At 69.8% G+C, this 17,391-nt stretch carries 4 protein-coding genes (1 of these 4 cut by a window edge); 1 reads left to right on the forward strand and 3 read right to left on the reverse strand.

All coding sequences use genetic code 11. From position 1 onward, the window contains the following. From OG422_RS28025 to OG422_RS28035, 3 genes are all read right to left on the reverse strand, one after another. On the reverse strand, positions 1-15,331 hold the 5' end (the start) of the coding sequence (locus OG422_RS28025; protein ID WP_405746896.1) for a protein-glutamine glutaminase family protein. The gene continues 24,827 nt to the left of window position 1, outside the view; the window shows 15,331 of its 40,158 coding nt (coding positions 1-15,331); the start codon lies at positions 15,329-15,331; the stop codon falls past the left edge of the window. Between the two features lie 133 nt (positions 15,332-15,464). After that, positions 15,465-15,992 (reverse strand): hypothetical protein, encoded by a 528-nt coding sequence (locus tag OG422_RS28030; protein ID WP_405746898.1) that lies wholly within the window; start codon positions 15,990-15,992, stop codon positions 15,465-15,467. Positions 15,993-16,142: 150 nt separating this feature from the next. After that, complete coding sequence (locus OG422_RS28035; protein WP_405746900.1) at positions 16,143-16,460, reverse strand: WXG100 family type VII secretion target; 318 nt, start codon at positions 16,458-16,460, stop codon at positions 16,143-16,145. A 202-nt stretch (positions 16,461-16,662) separates the two neighbouring features. Here OG422_RS28035 and OG422_RS28040 point away from each other — a divergent pair, with 202 nt between their 5' ends. Continuing rightward, positions 16,663-17,379, forward strand: coding sequence for a hypothetical protein (locus OG422_RS28040; protein WP_405746902.1), 717 nt, complete (start codon positions 16,663-16,665; stop codon positions 17,377-17,379). Positions 17,380-17,391: the final 12 nt, after the last annotated feature.

Genomic DNA, 17,391 nt, shown 5'->3' on the forward strand with positions numbered 1-17,391 from the left:
CGTGCAGTTCGGTGCCCGGGTTGGCCTCCAGGTGCGCGCGGAACAGCGCGTCGTGGACGTCTTCGAGACCACCGATCTGCTGCACCACCGGGAAGGCGCGCAGCAGCTCGTCGCTGAGCAGCGCGTAGGCGGACTCCGGCGTGCCCTCCGGCAGCTTCTCGCTCTGCCAGGTGGTGCGCGGCATGTTCGCCACCCACGCCGTCAGCTCGGTCGGGAAGGCCACGACGAGCTCGCCCGGGGCCTCGGACATCGTGGCCGTGGCGCGCTGCGGCTTGACCGTCACCTGGAGCTTGACGCCGGTGAAGGAGAAGTACGTCAGCTCACCCGTCAGGCCCACCGACGGGTTGGCGTACATCAGATCCATCGTGCTGTAGCCCTCGCCGCGCGAGGACTTCATGCCGATACCGATCTGCGGGGACACGCCCACCGGCGAGACGGCGGCGGTGACCTTGCCGGAGTCGCCGAGGCTGACGCCGGTGGACGAGGAGACGCCCGTGCTGCTGGAGACGTACTTCTGGGTGTACGCCTCCTGGTTACCGATGTTCTTCTGACCGCGCGGCCGGCTCCGCTCGCCGAACGGCCGGTACTGGTCCTCGATCACCTTCGCGTGGTCGCGGTCGACGCCGCGCAGCGCCACGTGGACGGTGTACTTCTCACCCTTCCGGGCCAGCTCCAGCGTCAGCCCGGCGCCCAGCAGCCGCTGCGCGAAGCCTCGCGGGCGGTATGCGGACACGAGCCGGTGGACCTCGGTGCGTACGGCCGCCGGGACCCAGCTCGGGACTGTCGGCGACAGCAGACCGGCGACGGCGTCGGCGATCGTGTCGTACGTGTCCAGGTTCCGGGGCCCGGTCGCGGCGTGCTGCGTGTCCTTCGCCGGGTCGTGCGGCTGCGGCAGCTTGTCGAACCGGAGGCCGCCCAGCGAGATCGCGGTGCCGAACACGCCCATCGGGAACCGGCGTCCGCCGTGGGCGAAGCCCTGCGGCACCTGCGGAATCGGATCGGTCGCCACGCTGCTGCCCGCCTCGGACACCGCGTCCGACTCCTCGACGGCTTCGAGGGTGGACTGCTGCGGCAGCTCCTCGTCGACGAGGAACTGCGTCCTGGTGCCGCTCGGCGTCTCCACGACGAGGCGGGGCGGCGCGGTGTGCCGGTCGGTGAGCATGTCCATGATCTCGGACAGCAGACCGGAGAAGTCGTCCGCGCCCTCGCCCAGGGCGAGCAGGGCGGCGGACGGCTTGAGCATCTTGCCGTCCTCCTTCAGATCGATGCTGAAGACCGTGTCCGGCTCGGGGGGGAGCGGCAGCTGGTCCGCCGGGTACCGGGTGCTGTCCCCGTACGAGGTCCAGAACACCGAGCCGTCGACGTTGCCGGCGTACAGCCGGAACGCCTGGTCGCCGCTGGCCACCATCACCATCGAACCGGAGCCCGGTCCGGCCGCCTCCAGTTCGTCGGTGATCGCCGCGATCGCGGCCGGCAGGGACTCCTCGTCCCGATAGAAGTAGGCGGGCTCGCGCCGCTCGGCGTTCCAGGCCGCCAGGCCGGCGTCATCCGTCACCGAGTCGTCGCTCTGCGTGTTCGCTTCGGAGCGGACCGGGGGTGCGGACTGGGTCGGCAGTTCGCTGACGTCGAGCGTCGTGCCGGTGGCACCGGCCGCGGCGGTGAGGGCGTCGACGGTGAGCGGGTGGCCTCGCCGCTTGGCCTTCTGTGCGGTGTCGACCAGGAGCCGGCGGTGGTCGTCGGTGACCGTGGTGGTGCCGAAGGTCGCGTGGACCAGCGTGTCCAGGGACCCGACGGTGAAACGGCTCAACGTGCTGCCGTTCCGGCGCTCGATCACCTCGGCGAGCCTGCGCAGCGAGACCAGCACGGACAGGTCGCGGTCGCCGCCGCGCCGGTCCGCGTAGAGGTGGTCGTGGACGCTCACCACGTCGACGGTCCGCAGCAGCTGTGTCTGGTCCAGCGGGGGCGGGCCGCCCACCCGCCGGCCCGGTGCGAGCAGACCGCGACGCGAACGGATCTGGAACGTGAGCTTGGCCTGCTGCTCCAGGGACAGTGGGGGGAACGACGACAGCACCGGGGTGGTCTCGGCGGCGCTGATGTCGCTCTCGTCGGTGATCCACTGCAGCGGGAGCCACTGGTCCCGCAGCTCCACGTTGAGCGGCCGGAACTCCGCGTCCGTCGGGACGTCGAAGTTCTTCGCGTACTCGCGGGCGGCGTTGACCAGGAATTCCGGTCCGGTCAGCGCGGAGCTGGCGTCGATGAAGTTCTGGAACTGGAACAGCTTGGTGGCGTGTTGCCCCAACCAGGAGGTGTAGTCCTCCTCGGGCGCCATGGCCGGCACCTCGGGGTCGGGCAATTGGGCGAACGCATGCTCCAGGAACGCGGAGCGGGGCGGTGTGACCAGCAGATTGCCGTTGTAGTCGCCGCGGGCGTACCGGTAGCGGGCGACGCTCTCCATCTGGTCGGCGATGGTGGTGCCCAGCGGCAGCCCCGCGTCGCGAAGATGGCCGCGGACCCTCTCGAAGACGGCGTGGTCCCGCAGCATGGGCGCCATGAGCGGAAGGTTGGGACCGTCCACCGCCATCTGCAGCGGGGACTTGGGAAGGGTGAAGTCTCCGGGGGCGATGTCGACGTCCAAGTACGCACCGCCGTAGTGCCACAGCAGCGCGAAGCGGATGATGTCGCTGGCTGCGAAGTACGCGCCGCGGGAGACGGAGAACCCAGCGAGCGCGCGCACCTTATCGCGTACCGCTTCCGGGAGACGGTCGTAGAGCGTCGCGTCATCGATGCTCCGGACGGCGATGGCGGACAGTTCGCCGGTGAGCAGCGGGCCGTTGGCCGCCTGGGCGGAGGCGTCGAGCCAGAGGTTCACCGTCCAGCCGGAGCCCGCGGCCCGTGCCACCCAGGTGCGCAGGTTTTCCAGCGTGGCGTCCTCCATCCGGCCGCCGACCCAGATGAAGTGCAGGTCCTGCGGGACGGAGGCGAGCGTGCCGTGGGTGCCGCCCACCGTCAGCTCGCGCGGCATCCCCGCGAAGGTGATGGCCTCCAGAGAACCCCAGTTGTTGGCCGCGGCCATGGCGTCGAGCCGCTGCTGCAACGTGCCCGAGGAGCGCGGCGCGCTCTGCGTCACCGGCAACGGCGCGTTGATCACCGTCGGCGGCACCAGGACGGGCCCCTCGTCGGTCTGCTGCGTGACGGTGTCACCGGACGAGGAGGCGGCGTGCGACGGGTGGAACACCTGGAACGCGCCCCGGTTGCCGTCGGCATCCGGGTGGACGAGGAAGCTGAAATCCTTCTTGCCCGGGATGGCGTTCAGCACCGTGGTGGGCGCCGCGACCTTCATCCTGGTCTCGTCCGCCACCGTCTGCGCGACCGACTTGCCGTCCTTGTCCACGGCGCCCGCCTCACAGGCGGCCAGCACCAGCCAGGCGTTCTTCCCGGCACGCCGCTTGAGCTCCACGATGCTGTCGCGCCGGTTGATGACGGTCCTGGCGAACTCCTGCGGGGAGACGTGCACCGGCTTGCCGTTGACCGGAACGGTCAGCCAGCCCTTCTCGCCGTGCAGCAGGAGCAGGTACAGGTCGTCCTCGGGCTGCCACGGCACGGGGGCGAGGTCGGTCGGCAACACGGTGTATTGGCTGCCCTGCTGACGGGCGGGGTCGAAGTGCGCGAAGTGCCGGTTGCGCAGGTCGAGATCGGTGTGGACGAGCAGCCGCTCGTCCTCCTCCTCCGGGGTGTGGAAGGAGCGGCCCGTGCTGATGCCGGTACCGGGCTTGAGGATCACCCGGTTGTTGATGTCGGCGACGTCGATCTGCACCTGACCCGCCGAGCGCGGCTTGCCGGGGGCGGCGTTCTGCTGCGGTGCGGACCCGGATTCCTCGGCGGCGAACCAATCCCGCACCGCCGGGTGCAGACGCTCGCGGGGCGAGTTCACCGTCCGCGGGTCGTGGAACGCCGCGTACGCCTCGGCGAACCACTCGTCGGGCGTGGCGAACTGGTAGTTGGACACGGCGTGTGCGCGGGCCGGGGCGTGGTAGCTGACCCACTGGCCGGTGTCGTGGGTGACCTGGTAGATGCGCCCGTCGTGGCCCACGTCGTCGATGCCACCGTCGTCGAGCGTCCACGGCTGCGCCATGGCCGCCTTGAGGTGGCCGGTCAGCGTCGTCAGCTTCGCGTGCCGCTCCGTGTCGCCGTGTGCCAGCTTCGCGGGGATCGACTCGATCGCCTGAAGGTCCGGACCGTTGCTCGCCTCGTCCCGCTGGATGAGCTCCGCGAGGTCGCGGACCAGCTGCTCGTCGCCCTCGATACCCACCTTGTCGAGGAAGGCCACGGCGACGGCCCTGAGCTTCTTCGGCGTGTCGTGCGTCCGCCAGCCGCCGAACTCCTCCTTGCCGGCGTGGAGGATTTCCCACCCGGCGCCGAGCTCGACGGCGTGCCCCAGCTCGTGCCGGAGCGTCCACGCGACGAGGCTGCCCTGCGCCAGGACGTCGGAGACGCCACCCATGACGTGCCGGGGCGGTCCGACGAGCCCCAGTGCCTCGGCGGTGGTCAGGCCCGGGTAGCCCAGGAGCGAGACCTGGTCCATCACCTTCCGCTGCACCGTGCCCTCACGGCTGAGGAGCGGGTACAGCCAGCCGGGCATGCCGAACGGCCGGCTCACCAGGACGGTCTTGGAGCTCACGTGGTACGAGGAGACGGTCGAGGCGCCGCTCGTGTCGAGCACGATGCGCTGGAGGTACGGGTTGTCCGCCACGTGGGCACGGGGGACCCTGCCGAGCAGGTCCTCCAGCACCTTCAGCTCCGCGAGGGTGAAGTGGGCGCCGCCGGGCTCCAGGGGACCGATCTCGACGCCGAACCGCTCGGACAGCTCCTGCTCGCGCGCGATCGCCGCGTCGACCGACAGCCAGGAGCCGATCGTCGAGCGGGTGCCCTGCGCACCGGGCTGGGACAGCAGGGCGCCCTGCGGGAAGTGCTGCGGGACGTACAGCTCCCAGTCGTCGGTGGAGGGGTCGAAGTCCGTCACCGCGGGCGCGTGGGCGAAATCCGTGAACTGCGGTGATCCGCCCGCCTCGCGGATGATGCGGTCGATATCCGACTCGATGGCCCCCGAGGACGGCGCATGGTTCTCCGGCAGGAGCGCCATCAGGCCGATGGCGACATCGGGGTTCTCGTTCAGCAGTCCGGCGTTCCGGAGTCTGTCGTAGGTGGCCGCCGCCCACTCCGGCGACACCGACCCGGGATCGCTCTGCCGGTCGGCCAGGCCCTTGCGCGCCTTCGCCACCATCTCGCGGGCGAACTGCTCCATCGTGTGCTCGGTGAGGGTGTCGAGCCAGCCCCGGTGGGTCTCGTCCACCTCGCGCATCGAGTGGTGGAACCCGCGCTGCGGGCTGGGAAAGTCGCCGGCGAACGGGTCGGTGAGGACGATGACGGCCTTGTCCGCCGGGTAGAGGAAGGAGCCGATCCTGGTCCAGCTGTCCGGTGACGCGAGGTGGTCCGCGGTGATCTGCGCGGCGACCTGCTCCAGCGGCCCCTCGAACCGCAGCTGCGGTTCGCTCTCCGTCACCCCGATCGCGGCCAGGAACTCCTGGTACGGCACCGCTCCGAGTCCCAGGGCCGGGTCCAGCACCATGAAGACGGTGGTGCCGTCGTCCCGCACGGCGCGGACGCCGGCGGCGATGTGGTAATGCCACTGCACCAGGCCCGGCTCGAAGACGCCGGAGTCCGCGGCGTTCATGGAACGCACGTTCAGCAGCGGATGCGCGCGGGCAACGATGATCTTCTCGACGGGTGCGCCCCACTGCTGGAGCTTCGTCGCCGCCATGTGGGCCCGCAGGTAGCAGCCGTCCTCCGGGTGGCCGCTCGGCATCGGCAGCTGACCCATGGTGGGGTGCAGGTACTGCAGCGTCTCCAGCTCCGCGTACCAGGCGTGGACCCGGGCGAGGGGGACCGGCTGGGTGTCCACCACGTCGCCGAGCACATGGCCGACGGCCTGCGCGAGCTCCGCGGTGGGGGAGAGGCTCTGGAGCGTGTCACGCAGGCTCGTACCGAACAGCTCCGCGAACGCGTCCTCGACCACCCACACCTTGCGCAGCTCCCGCCCGAGGCCGTCGAGCTGCTTCAGGGCGCCCCAGTAGGCGTCGTACCGGCCGCTCCGGGCACTCTCCAGCAGGACGTACAGCCGGTGCGCGAACGCCTGCGCCTGCGGGAGGCTCTGGGGCCGCACGCCCTCGGCGACATGGCGTACGTCGATGTCCCACCCGTCCTGCGGGGACCGCGGCCCGTAGAAGTGCTGGAGGACGGCGAGGACGGACTCGGTGCCGAGCAGACCGGAGAGCTGGTAGTAGTGCAGCGCCACGGGCAGGGTGAACCCGTTGCGCTCGTAGAAGGCGCGGTCGAAGGCGTCGGTGGTGTGGGCCTCGGCCGGTGCCGCGTGGCTCTCCAGGAACTGCTGGAGCTGTACGGGGTCCACGAGATTCCCGATCAGGAACTGCGTCACCTCGTCCGCGAGCTGCTCCTCGGCCTGGAGCGGCAACGGCTCGTCGTTCATGTACGCAAGGATGAGCTGCTCGTCCAGCAGCGTGTCCGAGTCGGACCACTGGGGGGACGACTGCGACACCGGGACGGTGAGGGTGGTGAGACCGGGGGACGTGAGCGGTCCGGCCTCGTGGTGTTCCTTCCCCGCCAGGTCCTGCCGAGCCACGGCGGGTTCGTCGGTACGGGTGTGCTCCGCCGGGTGCGGTGACGTCTTCGGGGCGCTGTCGTACTCCTCCAGCCAGGACGCGGAGAGGTCGCGCGGGGCCCACAGACCGCGGTATGCGGAGAAGAAGTCCTTGTGGTGCGCGGAGGCGAGCTGCACAAGGGTGGTCTCGTCGGCCGAACGGTCCTCCGTGAGCGTGGTGTACGCGTCGGCGGCGGCGTGCAGAGCGGCCGGGGTCTCCGCCTCGAAGCGGAAGTGGTCGAAGAGCGCGCTCTCCAGCTGCCGGATCCGGCGCTTCCAGTCCAGCACCCCGGCGAACATGTCCTCCGTGCCGGGCAGCCGGCCGAAGGAGGCGGTGAAGGCTTCCGCGGCACGCTTGCGGAAGTCGGTGCCGACCCGCTCGATCGCCTCGTCCGTCAGCTCCTGCCCGGGGTGGTGGGCCTGCCAGTCCGTGAGCTGGGCGGTGAAGGACCGCTCGGCCGCCTCCCGCGCGGACACCCTGGCGACGACGGCCGTCAGTTGCGCCTGCAGCGATTCGCCGCCGACCAGCTTCTCGTACGTGGCATCCCACGCGTCGAGGGCCTTCGCGGACCAGCCACGGGTCGAGATCTTGTCGAACGCGGTGCTCACAGCCGCCGCAACGGAGCGCTGGACCACCGACACGGCCAGGGCCGGCGCCGTGTCCGGCACGGAGTCGGAGAAGTGCCCCAGCAGTTCCTTCGCCAGGCCGGCCGGCGTGCTCAGCGCCGCGGCCGCGGTCGCGACCTCCTTCAGCGACGCCAGGACCACGGCCTCGCGCGCGATCTGCACGATCAGCTGCGCGGGCACCTTCGCCAGCACGGACGTGAACTGCTCGTCCCACCGCTCCAGCGCCCCGGGGTTCTCCCCGCGCGCCACCGAGGTGAGGCCGGACACCGGGGGGAGCGCCTTGTCGAGCGCGGCGTACATCCGGTCGCGTACCACCCGCAGGCCGGCCTGGGAGAGGACGTGTCCCTTCGCGTCGAAGCGCTCCAGGAAGTCTTTCTGCGGCTCCGTCAGGTGTGCGTCGAGCTGCTGCGTGGCGGCGGTGAACTGCTCTTCCGCGCGGTTCCACTGCGACGCGCGGAACGCCCGCCGGTCCAGGGCGGAAGGCAGCTCGTCGAGAAGCGTGCGCAGCTGTGCGTTGCCCCGCTGTACGTTCTCGGACAGGCGCTCGCCCCGGAGGTCCTCGACCGTCGCGAAGGTGGCACGGATGTGCTTGCCGAGCTTCTTCTCGAAGAGGGCCCACTCCTCCGTCGCGACCTGCTGCACGAGCTGTTCGTCGAGGACGAAGGCGGGGGAAGCGGCGTCGGTACCGGGCAGGTGGCCGTTGCTCCAGGACGTGATGGCGCGCGTGAAGGCGGCGCGGCCTTCCGCCAGGGCGGACCGGTGCGCGGCCTCAAGGTCCGGCCGGCCCTTCAGCGCATCGAAGTGGTGCTGCAGCGACTCCCGCAGATCCTGGGAGGCGTCGGATTCCAGGTTCCGGATGCGAGAGGCCTGGTCGCTCAGCTGCTCCAGCTGCTGCGGCGACAGGGTGTGCTCCTCCTCCTGCGCCCAGGTCTCGACGGTCTCCTGGACCTGCTCGCGGTAGGCCGCGTCGTGGGCCGCCTGGTCGAGCAGGTCCTCGTACTTCTCCTGCAGGCGCTGCTCGGCCTTCCGCATCAGAGGCACCCGCCAGTCGTCGTGCCCGACGTGCGAGGGGACGGGGGTGAAGGCCGTGGTGTCCTCGCCGAGCAGGGCCGGGTCCTCCCGGTACCGGGCGCCTTCCCGGAGAAGGGACATCTGCTCGGCGTACTGCTGCTTGACCGCCGCCAGCGAGCCGGGGGCACGCTCCAGGGCCTTGATCGCCTGCGCCTTGCTGGCGGACTGCTCGGCGTGGTACCAGGCGATGGTCTCCTCGCTCCAGACATGCCTGTCCGCCTGGAAGCCGTAGGAGCTGAAGTACGACCTCAGCTTGTGGGTCAGCTCCGCCATGGGCACGGCGTTGTCGGTCAGGTGCAGCGCCTTGGCCCGGAACGCCTTGGTGATCGCGGGCGACAGCTCCTGGGCCCGCTCCTCGGGCGTCTGCGCGGTACGTATCTCGATGTACTCCAGCTCCATCTGAGCCAGCTTGCCGTCGTACCACTCCCAGACCTGGCCGTCCCAGTGCGCCTGGTGGCCGCTGAGGTCGTTGTTCCACAGCATGTGATGGATCAGGCCGGGCCGGGGGGTGAGCGGCCCCTGCTTCAGCACGGAGCGGAACTCGTCCTTGAGGCCCTCCCGGACCTGCCAGTTCTCGTACGCCTGCTGGTACCTGTCGCGCACCTGCTGCGCGGCGTATTCGGCCGCCTGGGTGTCGGACCGCCCTTCCTGGGTGACGGCCCGGACGAAGTGGTCGGAGAACTCGCGCTGGAGACGGGAGGCAGCCGTCGAACTGTCGAAGGCGGAGTGCGCCCGGCCGGACTCCAGGTGGGAGTGGTACTTCCAGGAGCGGTACCGGGCGGGCTCGGTGGTGTGCTGCGTGCCCTCCTTCTGCGGCACCTGCTCCTCACCGAGGGACTGCTTCAGGGAGACGTCCGACGCGTTCCGGTCCGTGCCGGTGAGCGCCGGGGCGTCGAGCTCCACGGTGATCTGCTGCTGGCCCTGGAGCTGTTCCTGGGTCTGGAGCTGCTCCTTGGCCGGGGGCCGTTCCTGGGCCTGGAGCTGTTCCTTGGACTGAGGCCGTTCCTGGGTCTGGAGCTGCTGGTCCTTCCCCGCCTGCTCCTGCGCGGCGTGCTGCTGCGGCCCGGAGCGGTCCTGGAGCTTCTCCGGCTCCAGGTGGTCCTGCAGGGTTCCCCGGGTGCCCGCACCGTCCCGGCCTGTGCCGGCGACGGCCGGGTCGTGGGCCGGACCCTCCGGCTTCGGCGCGGGGGCCTCCTCCGTGGCCCCGTGCTTCTCCAGCTTCTTCGCCGCCTGGAGCTGATGCGCGGCGTCGACCTTCTCGACGCCCTTCTGGAACGCGTCGGAGGTGTTCTTCTCGGTCGCCAGCCATGACGTGAGATCGGTGGCGGAGGGGTGGGAGAAGTGGTCCTGGAGGGCCACCCAGTCGTCCCGGAAGGCGGGTATGACGTCGGCGCTGCCGTGCCACTTCGGGTCGCGCAGGTTGTCGAAGGCCGAGTGGTCGCCGAACTTGCTCTCGAAGACCTCGCCCGCCTCGAAGGCCGCGTCCTGCCGGAAGGCATCCTGGTCAAGGTGGGCGTAGCGGTTGTCGAAGAGCTTGTCGGCTTCGTTGCGCCACTCGCGGAACGCGGGGTCCAGGTCACCGCCGAGCATCATGTGCTTGCCGGTGCGCAGGTCGCCGAGGTGCTTCTCGGCGAGCTGCTCGATCTTCGCGGCCAGTTCGTCCGCGACACGCTCCAGCGTGGTCTCGTGGTGGAGGAGAGAGTTCTCGATGGCGTTGCGCGTCTTCGCGAGGTGCGCCTCGACCTCGAGGTGGTACTTCACGCGGTTGGCGAGCGCCCGTTCGCCCACCATCAGGTCGGCGGCGTTCCGGCTCTTCTGCGCCGCGCTGTCGACGGCGGTGTGCCACACCCCCTCCTCCTTGGGGAGGTGCGAGAACGCGTCGTTCACGGCGGCCGAGAGGTCCTTCTTGAGGCTCTCCAACGCCTTGGCGAAGGGCGCGTCGACGGTGGTGATGTCGTGCCGGAGAGCGGCGTCCTCCAGCTTCTGCTCGATGCCCGGGAACACCTCCTGCTCCAGCCGGAGATGCTCGCGCAGCCGGGTGGCGGTGCTGTGCAGTGCCTGGTCGGTGGCGTGCGGCCCATCGAGCCCGTCCGCGCGCAACTGCCGCATGTCCTGGTAGGTGTCCAGCAGCTGGTCGCGGACGCCGTGACGCCAGCTCTCCCGGCCGCCGTCGTTGCGGAAGGTGTCGTCGGCGATGTCCGTACCGCGCTTGGCGGCGGCGTCGTCGTAGTCCTTCATGAACGCGTCGGTACGTGCCTCCGCCTCCTTCGCGAAGGCGAGACGGTCGGCGGGGTCGCCCAGCTCGTGGAGATCGGCGGGCGACAGTTCCTTGCCGCCCGCGGCCTCCTGCTTGGCCTGGAGTTCCGCGGTGTACTTGGACTTGACGAGGTCGACGAGGTCCTTGGGGAGCGGCTTCTGCTGGTACGCCGTACCGGACAGGTGGTCGTCGAACGCCTTGGTGACCTGCGGATCGGGGCCCGCCCCGCGGGCCCGCGCGTCGAAGCGCTCCGGCAGGCTGTCGATGAGCTTCTTGTGGACGTCCGACCAGGAGTGGATCAGGGACTCCGGCTCGACGACCGTGCCGGGCTCGGGCGCCTTGGTGAGCTTCTTGAACTCGGCGTGGAGGTCGGCCGTGACGTCGTCCAGGACGGCCTTGATGTCCGCGGCGGCCGGCTTGTACTCGGGGAGCCCGGCCACCTCACGGAAGTCGGCCGTCTCCTTCGCCTTCGCGAGGGCGGCCTTGTCCACGGGACCCTGCGCCGTCTTGAGCCGCTGGTCCAGCGGCTTCCAGTCGGCCGCGGCCTTCTCCACGTCGGAGGAGAGCTTCGACAGATGGATGTTCCGCTCCTCGGACACATCCAGAACGTGCTGGTAGTGGCCGACGAGCTGTTCCTTGGCCGCGGCGTGCTGCGCTGCCAGAGCGGGATGCTGGTAGGGCGAGTCGCTCGCCCTCGGGGGCGTCCAGCTGCTGCCGTGGAAGCGGCCGTCTGCGTAGACCTTGTCGAAACCGGACAGCCACTCGTGCCGGAAGTCCGCCTTCATCTGCTCCGCCACGGCGGGGTCGATGCCGCTCCGGCCGTCGGTGAGATCGTGCCATGCCTGGTCGGCTTCGGCGCTCACCTTCGGCAGCTGGTCGGCGGTCTGCGCCAGCTCGTGTGCCGAGTTCTTGATGTCGGTCAGGGACTTGTCGAGCTGGGTCACCGCGTCGTTGACGTGCGTGGCGGAGTAGTCGGTGGTGCCGAGCCCCTTGCGGACGTCGGCCACCGCGTCCTTCGCGAGGTCGTTCAGCCGGGACTTCACCCAGTCACCCTGACCGCCGAGGTCCTTCGCGTGCGGCAGGGACGTGGGGCCGTGGGGATCCCACAGGTCGTGGACCTTGGCCTCGAACCGGAAGCGATCGGCGATGCTGTGGTCCAGCTTGGACAGAGCGGACGCCGTATCGGCCGAGAGGCCCGGCGTCTTGGCGCCCACCGGCTTGCTCTTGATGTCGGCGAGCAGCTGCTCCGCGTCGCTCTTGAGCGAGGCGTGGACGCTGTTGGTGTGCTGCATCCGGCCGGCGGAGCCGTGCCCGAGATCCTTGAAGGAAGCGTTCAGGAGTGTGTCGTCGAGGACGGTCGGCAGCTCCGACACGAAGTGCCGGACGTCCTCCGCCGCCTGCAGCTCGGACTCCAGCTGCTTGACGATGGTGTCGTGCTCGGCGCCCCACTTCTTGAGCACCTTGTCCTCGGCGGCCTTGATCTCCTTGCCGCTGAGCTTGGGCGTGAGCTTCTTCGGCAGCGGCTTGTGCAGCGTCTTGGCGCCTTCCTCCCCGGCCATCTTCGAGAAGTGGTTCCGGGCGCCCTCGTGGTAGCGGTCGCCGAGGGCCTTCAGGTCGCTGTGGGACCAGCTGGGGTCGGTGTCCCGGGCCACGGCCAGCCTGCTGTCGATGTCCTTGTGCGTCTGACCCAGAATGTCGTCGAACGCGTTCTTCCGGAGGGTCTCGTCGATGATGCCGTGCTTGATGTCGTCGGCCATCGTGGCGAACTGGTCCCGTGCGTCGAGGACCTGCCAGTGCGGCTTCTCCTTCAGCGGCCCGGAGGAGGCGTCCGCGGCCTTTTCGAGGCTGGAGCGGTACTCCTTGGCGGCGGAGGCGGCGAACTCCTCGTCGAGGCCGCGCCATTCCCCCCTCGCCTTGTTCACGAGGCCGTCGATCCGATGCTCGAACTCCTCCTCCAGGCGGTACAGCTTGGCGCGCCCGCGGTAGGTGTCGTTCATCTTGTTCAGCTCGCGCTGCCACTGCTGCTCGGCCTTGGTGACCTGAGCCGTGGTGACATCCGGGTTGTCGCGGAGCTTTCCGAAGATCTTCTCGTGCTTGGCACGCAGCTCGTCCACGGCCTTGTCGAAGACCGTCTGCCGCTCGGCGGTGTCCAGGTCCCGCAGGGCCTTGGACGTGTTGGCGGTCTTGGCGAACTGCTTCTGCGCCTTCTCCAGCCCCTCGTGGAGGTGTTCCTTCGACGCCAGTTCCTTGACCTGATCCGCCGCCTGCAGCTTGTCGGCGAAGTCCTTCTTCACCGAGCCGCTCACGTCATCCCACTTGGCCTGCTTCCTGGCCGCTGTGAACGTGTCCGCGAGCTTCTTGGTGGCGGACGGCTCCGCGTGCTCCTTCGCCGCGTTGGCATGGGCGGCTTCGCCCGCGTCGTGCTTCGTGGCGGGCCCGGCGTGCCCCTCGCCGGGGGCGCCCGACTCCGACGCGTGCGAGGCGGTCCGGTGCTCGGCGGTGGCCTTCTTCTCGCCCTCGGCCCCCACCTTGTGGTCCTCGGCGGCCTTCTTGTCGGAGGACGCGGAGGTGTGCTCGGTGTTCTCGGCGGAGGCCTTCGTCTCGGCCTTGGTCTCCGCCTTGGTCTCGGCTTTGGTCTCCGCCTTCGTTTCTGCCTTGGTCTCGGCCTTCGCTTCCGTCTTCGTCGGCGTGTGCTCGCCGGTCTTGTCGGCGGCGGTGCCCTTCGACGAGGTGTTCGTCGTCGAGGTCCCGGACTGCGTCTCCTTGGTGGTGGCGGACGCCTTGCCCGTGTCCTTCGCGGTGTCCTTCGTGACGGCCGATTCCTTCGCCGCCGAGTCCTGAGCGTGCTGCTTCTGGGCGGACGCGCTCTGGTTCTGCTTCTCGGCCGCGCCGGTGTGGGTCTGCTCCGTCTTGGCGGAGTTGCCGGTGTGCTCCGTCTTCGCGGCGCCGGTGTTGGCGTTGTCGGTCTTGACGGTGTTGTTGGTGGCCTCCGACTTGGCGGCACCGTTGGTGGTCTCGGTCTTGGTGGCGCCGACGTTTTCCGTCTTCGCACCGCCGGTTTGGGTGGCCTCCGTCTTCGCGGCGCCCCCGTTGGCGTTCTCGGACTTGGCGGCGCCCCCGTTGACGTGCTCCGTCTTCGCCTGCTGGACCACGGACGTCTCGTGGGTGCCCTTCTGGGCCTGGCCTCCCACCGAGACGGCCTCGTCCCCGGCCTTCACCGACGCGCCCTCGGAGCCGGTGTGCTGCTGGTGGGTGCCCTCCTCGCCGACGCTCGTGTCGGTGGTGTTGTTCTCGCCGGCGGACTTCTCGGGGGCGTGGTCGATCTGCTCCGAGTTCTTGTTGTTCGTTCGGGAGTGGGTGGTGTCCTCCGTCTTGGCCGAGGCGCCCTGCGAAGGCGACTTCTGGCTCTGGTTGTTCGGGGCGTGCTCGTTCGCCGACGGGTGCGTACCGGGCTGCTTGTTGGCCGCCGGTGTGCCGGTGGTCCCGCCCGACGAGGACGAATGGGCCGTCTCGTTCGGGGTGGACGTCTTGGACGTGGCCGGGGCGTGCTGCTGACTGACGGACGGCGAGGTCTCGGCGTGGGTCTGGTTCAGGGATCCCGGCGTCTTGTTGGGCGCCGTTCCGCCGGTGACCGAGGTGTCGGGACGCGTGACGTTCGGGGTGGGGCGCCCCGGCTCGACCGGCGTCTTTCCGCCGACGACGCCTCCGTCGGTCTTGGCGGGGACCCCCTTCGGCCCGTTCGTGAAGGTCTCGCCGGGCCCGCCCTTGCCGGGCGTGGCCCCGTTCGGCGCGAACGGCGTGTTCTCCGCGTGGCCGGTGATGCCCTTCGCGCCGCCGCCGGCCGGCGTCATCGAGCCGGGCGACTTGAACGTCGGGGTGGCGCCCCCGGTGAGGCCGCCTGTGGGCGCGCCACCGACCCCGCCGCCGTTGGGCGTGGTCATCTCGGCGGGCTTGATGTCGGGGGACTTGATCGGCGAGCCGCCGTGGGTGAGGTCGCTCAGCCCCTTCTTCGCCATCCCGATGCCCTTGATGCCCGGGCCGAGGAGGCTGCCGGCGCCCGCGAGGCCCATGTTGACGGCCTCGCTCTTCCACCATTCGCCGCTCCCGAAGTCGGGCATGGCGGTGCCGGTCACGGCCGAGGCGAACGCCTGCGCGGCGATGTCGAAGCCGAGCTGGGCAGCGGCCTGGATGGCCACGTCGGTGGCGATGCCCGCGGCGAAGACCGCGGCCGCGGCGGCGCCCTCGATGACCGCGCCCATGGCCTCCAGCACCGCGGTCATCGCCGCGACGACCGCCGACAGCGGCAGCAGCACCGCCAGGGCGACGGCGGCGATCGCGGGCAGGATGAATTCGATCAGCGCCTTGATCGATTCCATCTCCGCGGCGTGCAGCTCCTGCGCCTGCAAGGTCTTGATGTAGTCGCCGAACGCGTTGATGTTGTTGCCCATTTGCCGGGCGTCGTCCACGGCGATCTGGATGCGCTGGTTGTGCAGGGTGTTCCAGGAGTCCTGGACGACGTTGTTGGCGTCGCCGCTCCACTGCATCCCGTGGACGGCCGCGTCCATGGCCGACATTTCCTCCCACAGCTGGTCGCTGAAGTCGATCCACGCGTTGCCGAGCGCGTAGATGCTGTCGGTGACAGTCGGATCGGGTTCGTACATGGCGACATCACCTGTGGGACGGAGTCAACGGAGTGGGGGAGGGGTGGCGGTGTCCCCGGAGTGCCGGGAGCACCGCCGGTGGTGCGGAGGGTGGAGCGGGTGCCGTGGCGCGGTGGCCGGGGCAGCGGGAGCGTCAGCCGTAGGTCTCGGCGATCGCGGTCATGGACGGGTCGCTGATGCTCTGCGGCGAGGTGGTGCCGCCCCCGCCCTCGCCGCCGGAATCCGCGTTGATCTGGTTCTTGAAATCGGTGAATTCCTTGACGATGTTGTCCTCGGCCCGGAGGTAGTTGTTGCCCGCGGCGCCCAGCGAGAAGGCGATGCGCGGCAGGATGGCGTTCTGCGCGCTCGCGTCGTCGCCCTGCTTGCCGAACAGGTCGGTCATGCAGGCGTCCCAGCGCTCGTAGAACGCCTCGACCTCGTCCTTCGTCCGGCCCGCCCAGGCGAGCTTCAGCCCGCCCATCACGGCGTTGATCGTCGAGATCTGGGAGACGAGGTTCTCGACCAGTCCGCCGGTGCCGTCGGTACCGCCGAGCTGGGAGCTGAAGATCCGCAGAAGCTGGGCGTCGACATTGATCTGGGCGTTGTTGGCGCCACGGGCGCCGTAGACGGGCGCCTTCGTCGGGTCGAGGTCGATGGGGTCGGGCTGCTGCTGAGGGCTCACCGGTGCTCCTGGAGGGGGTGGGGAGCACACTCCGGGCCGGGGCGGGCGACGCGGGTGGCTCCCTCGCTGGCGTGGTCCTGACGCCCGGCATCGTCGCCGCACCGGAAGGCCGGGCGGCCCGTCGCGCGACGGCGTCCGCGGTCCGCGAGGCTAGTGCGGCTTGTGGAAGTTATTGGCGTTGGTTTCCTCGACCTGCCGGTACTCCTCGTACGCCGAGTGCAGCCGGGTCGACATGTCGCGGAGCAGTTCGACGAGGACGGTCATGTTGTCGCCGAACTCACGCTGGAGGTTGCCGAAGGTCGCGCCCGACGGGCTCTGCCAGACGCCCTCGGCGAGGTTGAGGACCTGCTTCACGAGCATCACGTCGTTCTCGATACTGGCGGTGCAGCCCTTCACCGTGGACATGGCGTCGTGAAGGTGCTCCAGCTCGACGCGGAACTCGGTCAGGGTCAAGGTATGAGAGGCCACCCTGCGAGCCTAGCGGCGGCCGCCAGACCCGGGGTACGCCCCAAATTCTCCGACAGGCGCGGTGTCTCTGAACGGGGACCTTCCCCAGGCCCGCCGCCGTCGGCGTCTTTCTGAACAGGGACCTGGCAGGCCGCCGCCGCATCCGATGGGATGAGGTGGGATTGACCGGACCCTACCCGAGCGCACCCGGTGGAAGGCAGCTATGGCAGTAGACCCGCGGAACTCACGGCACGGCCCGCCCAGGGAGGACGAGAAGGACGGGCCGCCGCAAGCGGATCCGCACCAGGACGACGGGAAGTCGGACGAACAGAAAGAGAAGGAGAAGCTGGAAGGGCAGATCGTCCCCTCGTACCAGCAGCCTCCCACCCTGTCGATGATCTGGGGTGATGCGCCGCCCATCACCACCTACCTGGCGAAGGGCGGCGGCGGGGGCGGTGGCGACAACCAGTCCGCGGGTATCCACCCGGCGATCAACGTGGGCGTCGGCAGCATCGTCGACACCATGCAGTCAATGCTGGAGTCGTCCCGGCGCTCGGTCGCCAACTACCAGACGCTGAAGGCGATCGTCTACACGGCCTCGACCGACAACGCCACGTTCGGCCAGCAGGCGACGCACAAGGACGACTGGGGCAAGCAGGACGGCAGCGCCACGCACAGCCTGCAGAACGCCAAAGGCGTGAGCCCCAACTACGCCAAGCACAACGGCGGCAACGAACCGGACGAGCAGGTGCAGGACGCCGCCAAGGCTTACGCCGCAGCGATGGTCCCGAAGATGAACCAGGTGCTGGCGGAGTGCGCCAACGCCATCGAGCTGGCGGGTCAGTTCATCGTCCGGCTGGACCGCGCGGGCACCTACTACGCCAACGCCGACCACGCGTCCGTCTTCCCCGAACCGCGGGGCAAGCCGATCGCGGAGTGACCGCCGCCCACC

This window comes from Streptomyces sp. NBC_01525, assembly GCF_045040405.1.
GTDB classification, from domain to species: domain Bacteria; phylum Actinomycetota; class Actinomycetes; order Streptomycetales; family Streptomycetaceae; genus Streptomyces; species Streptomyces benahoarensis.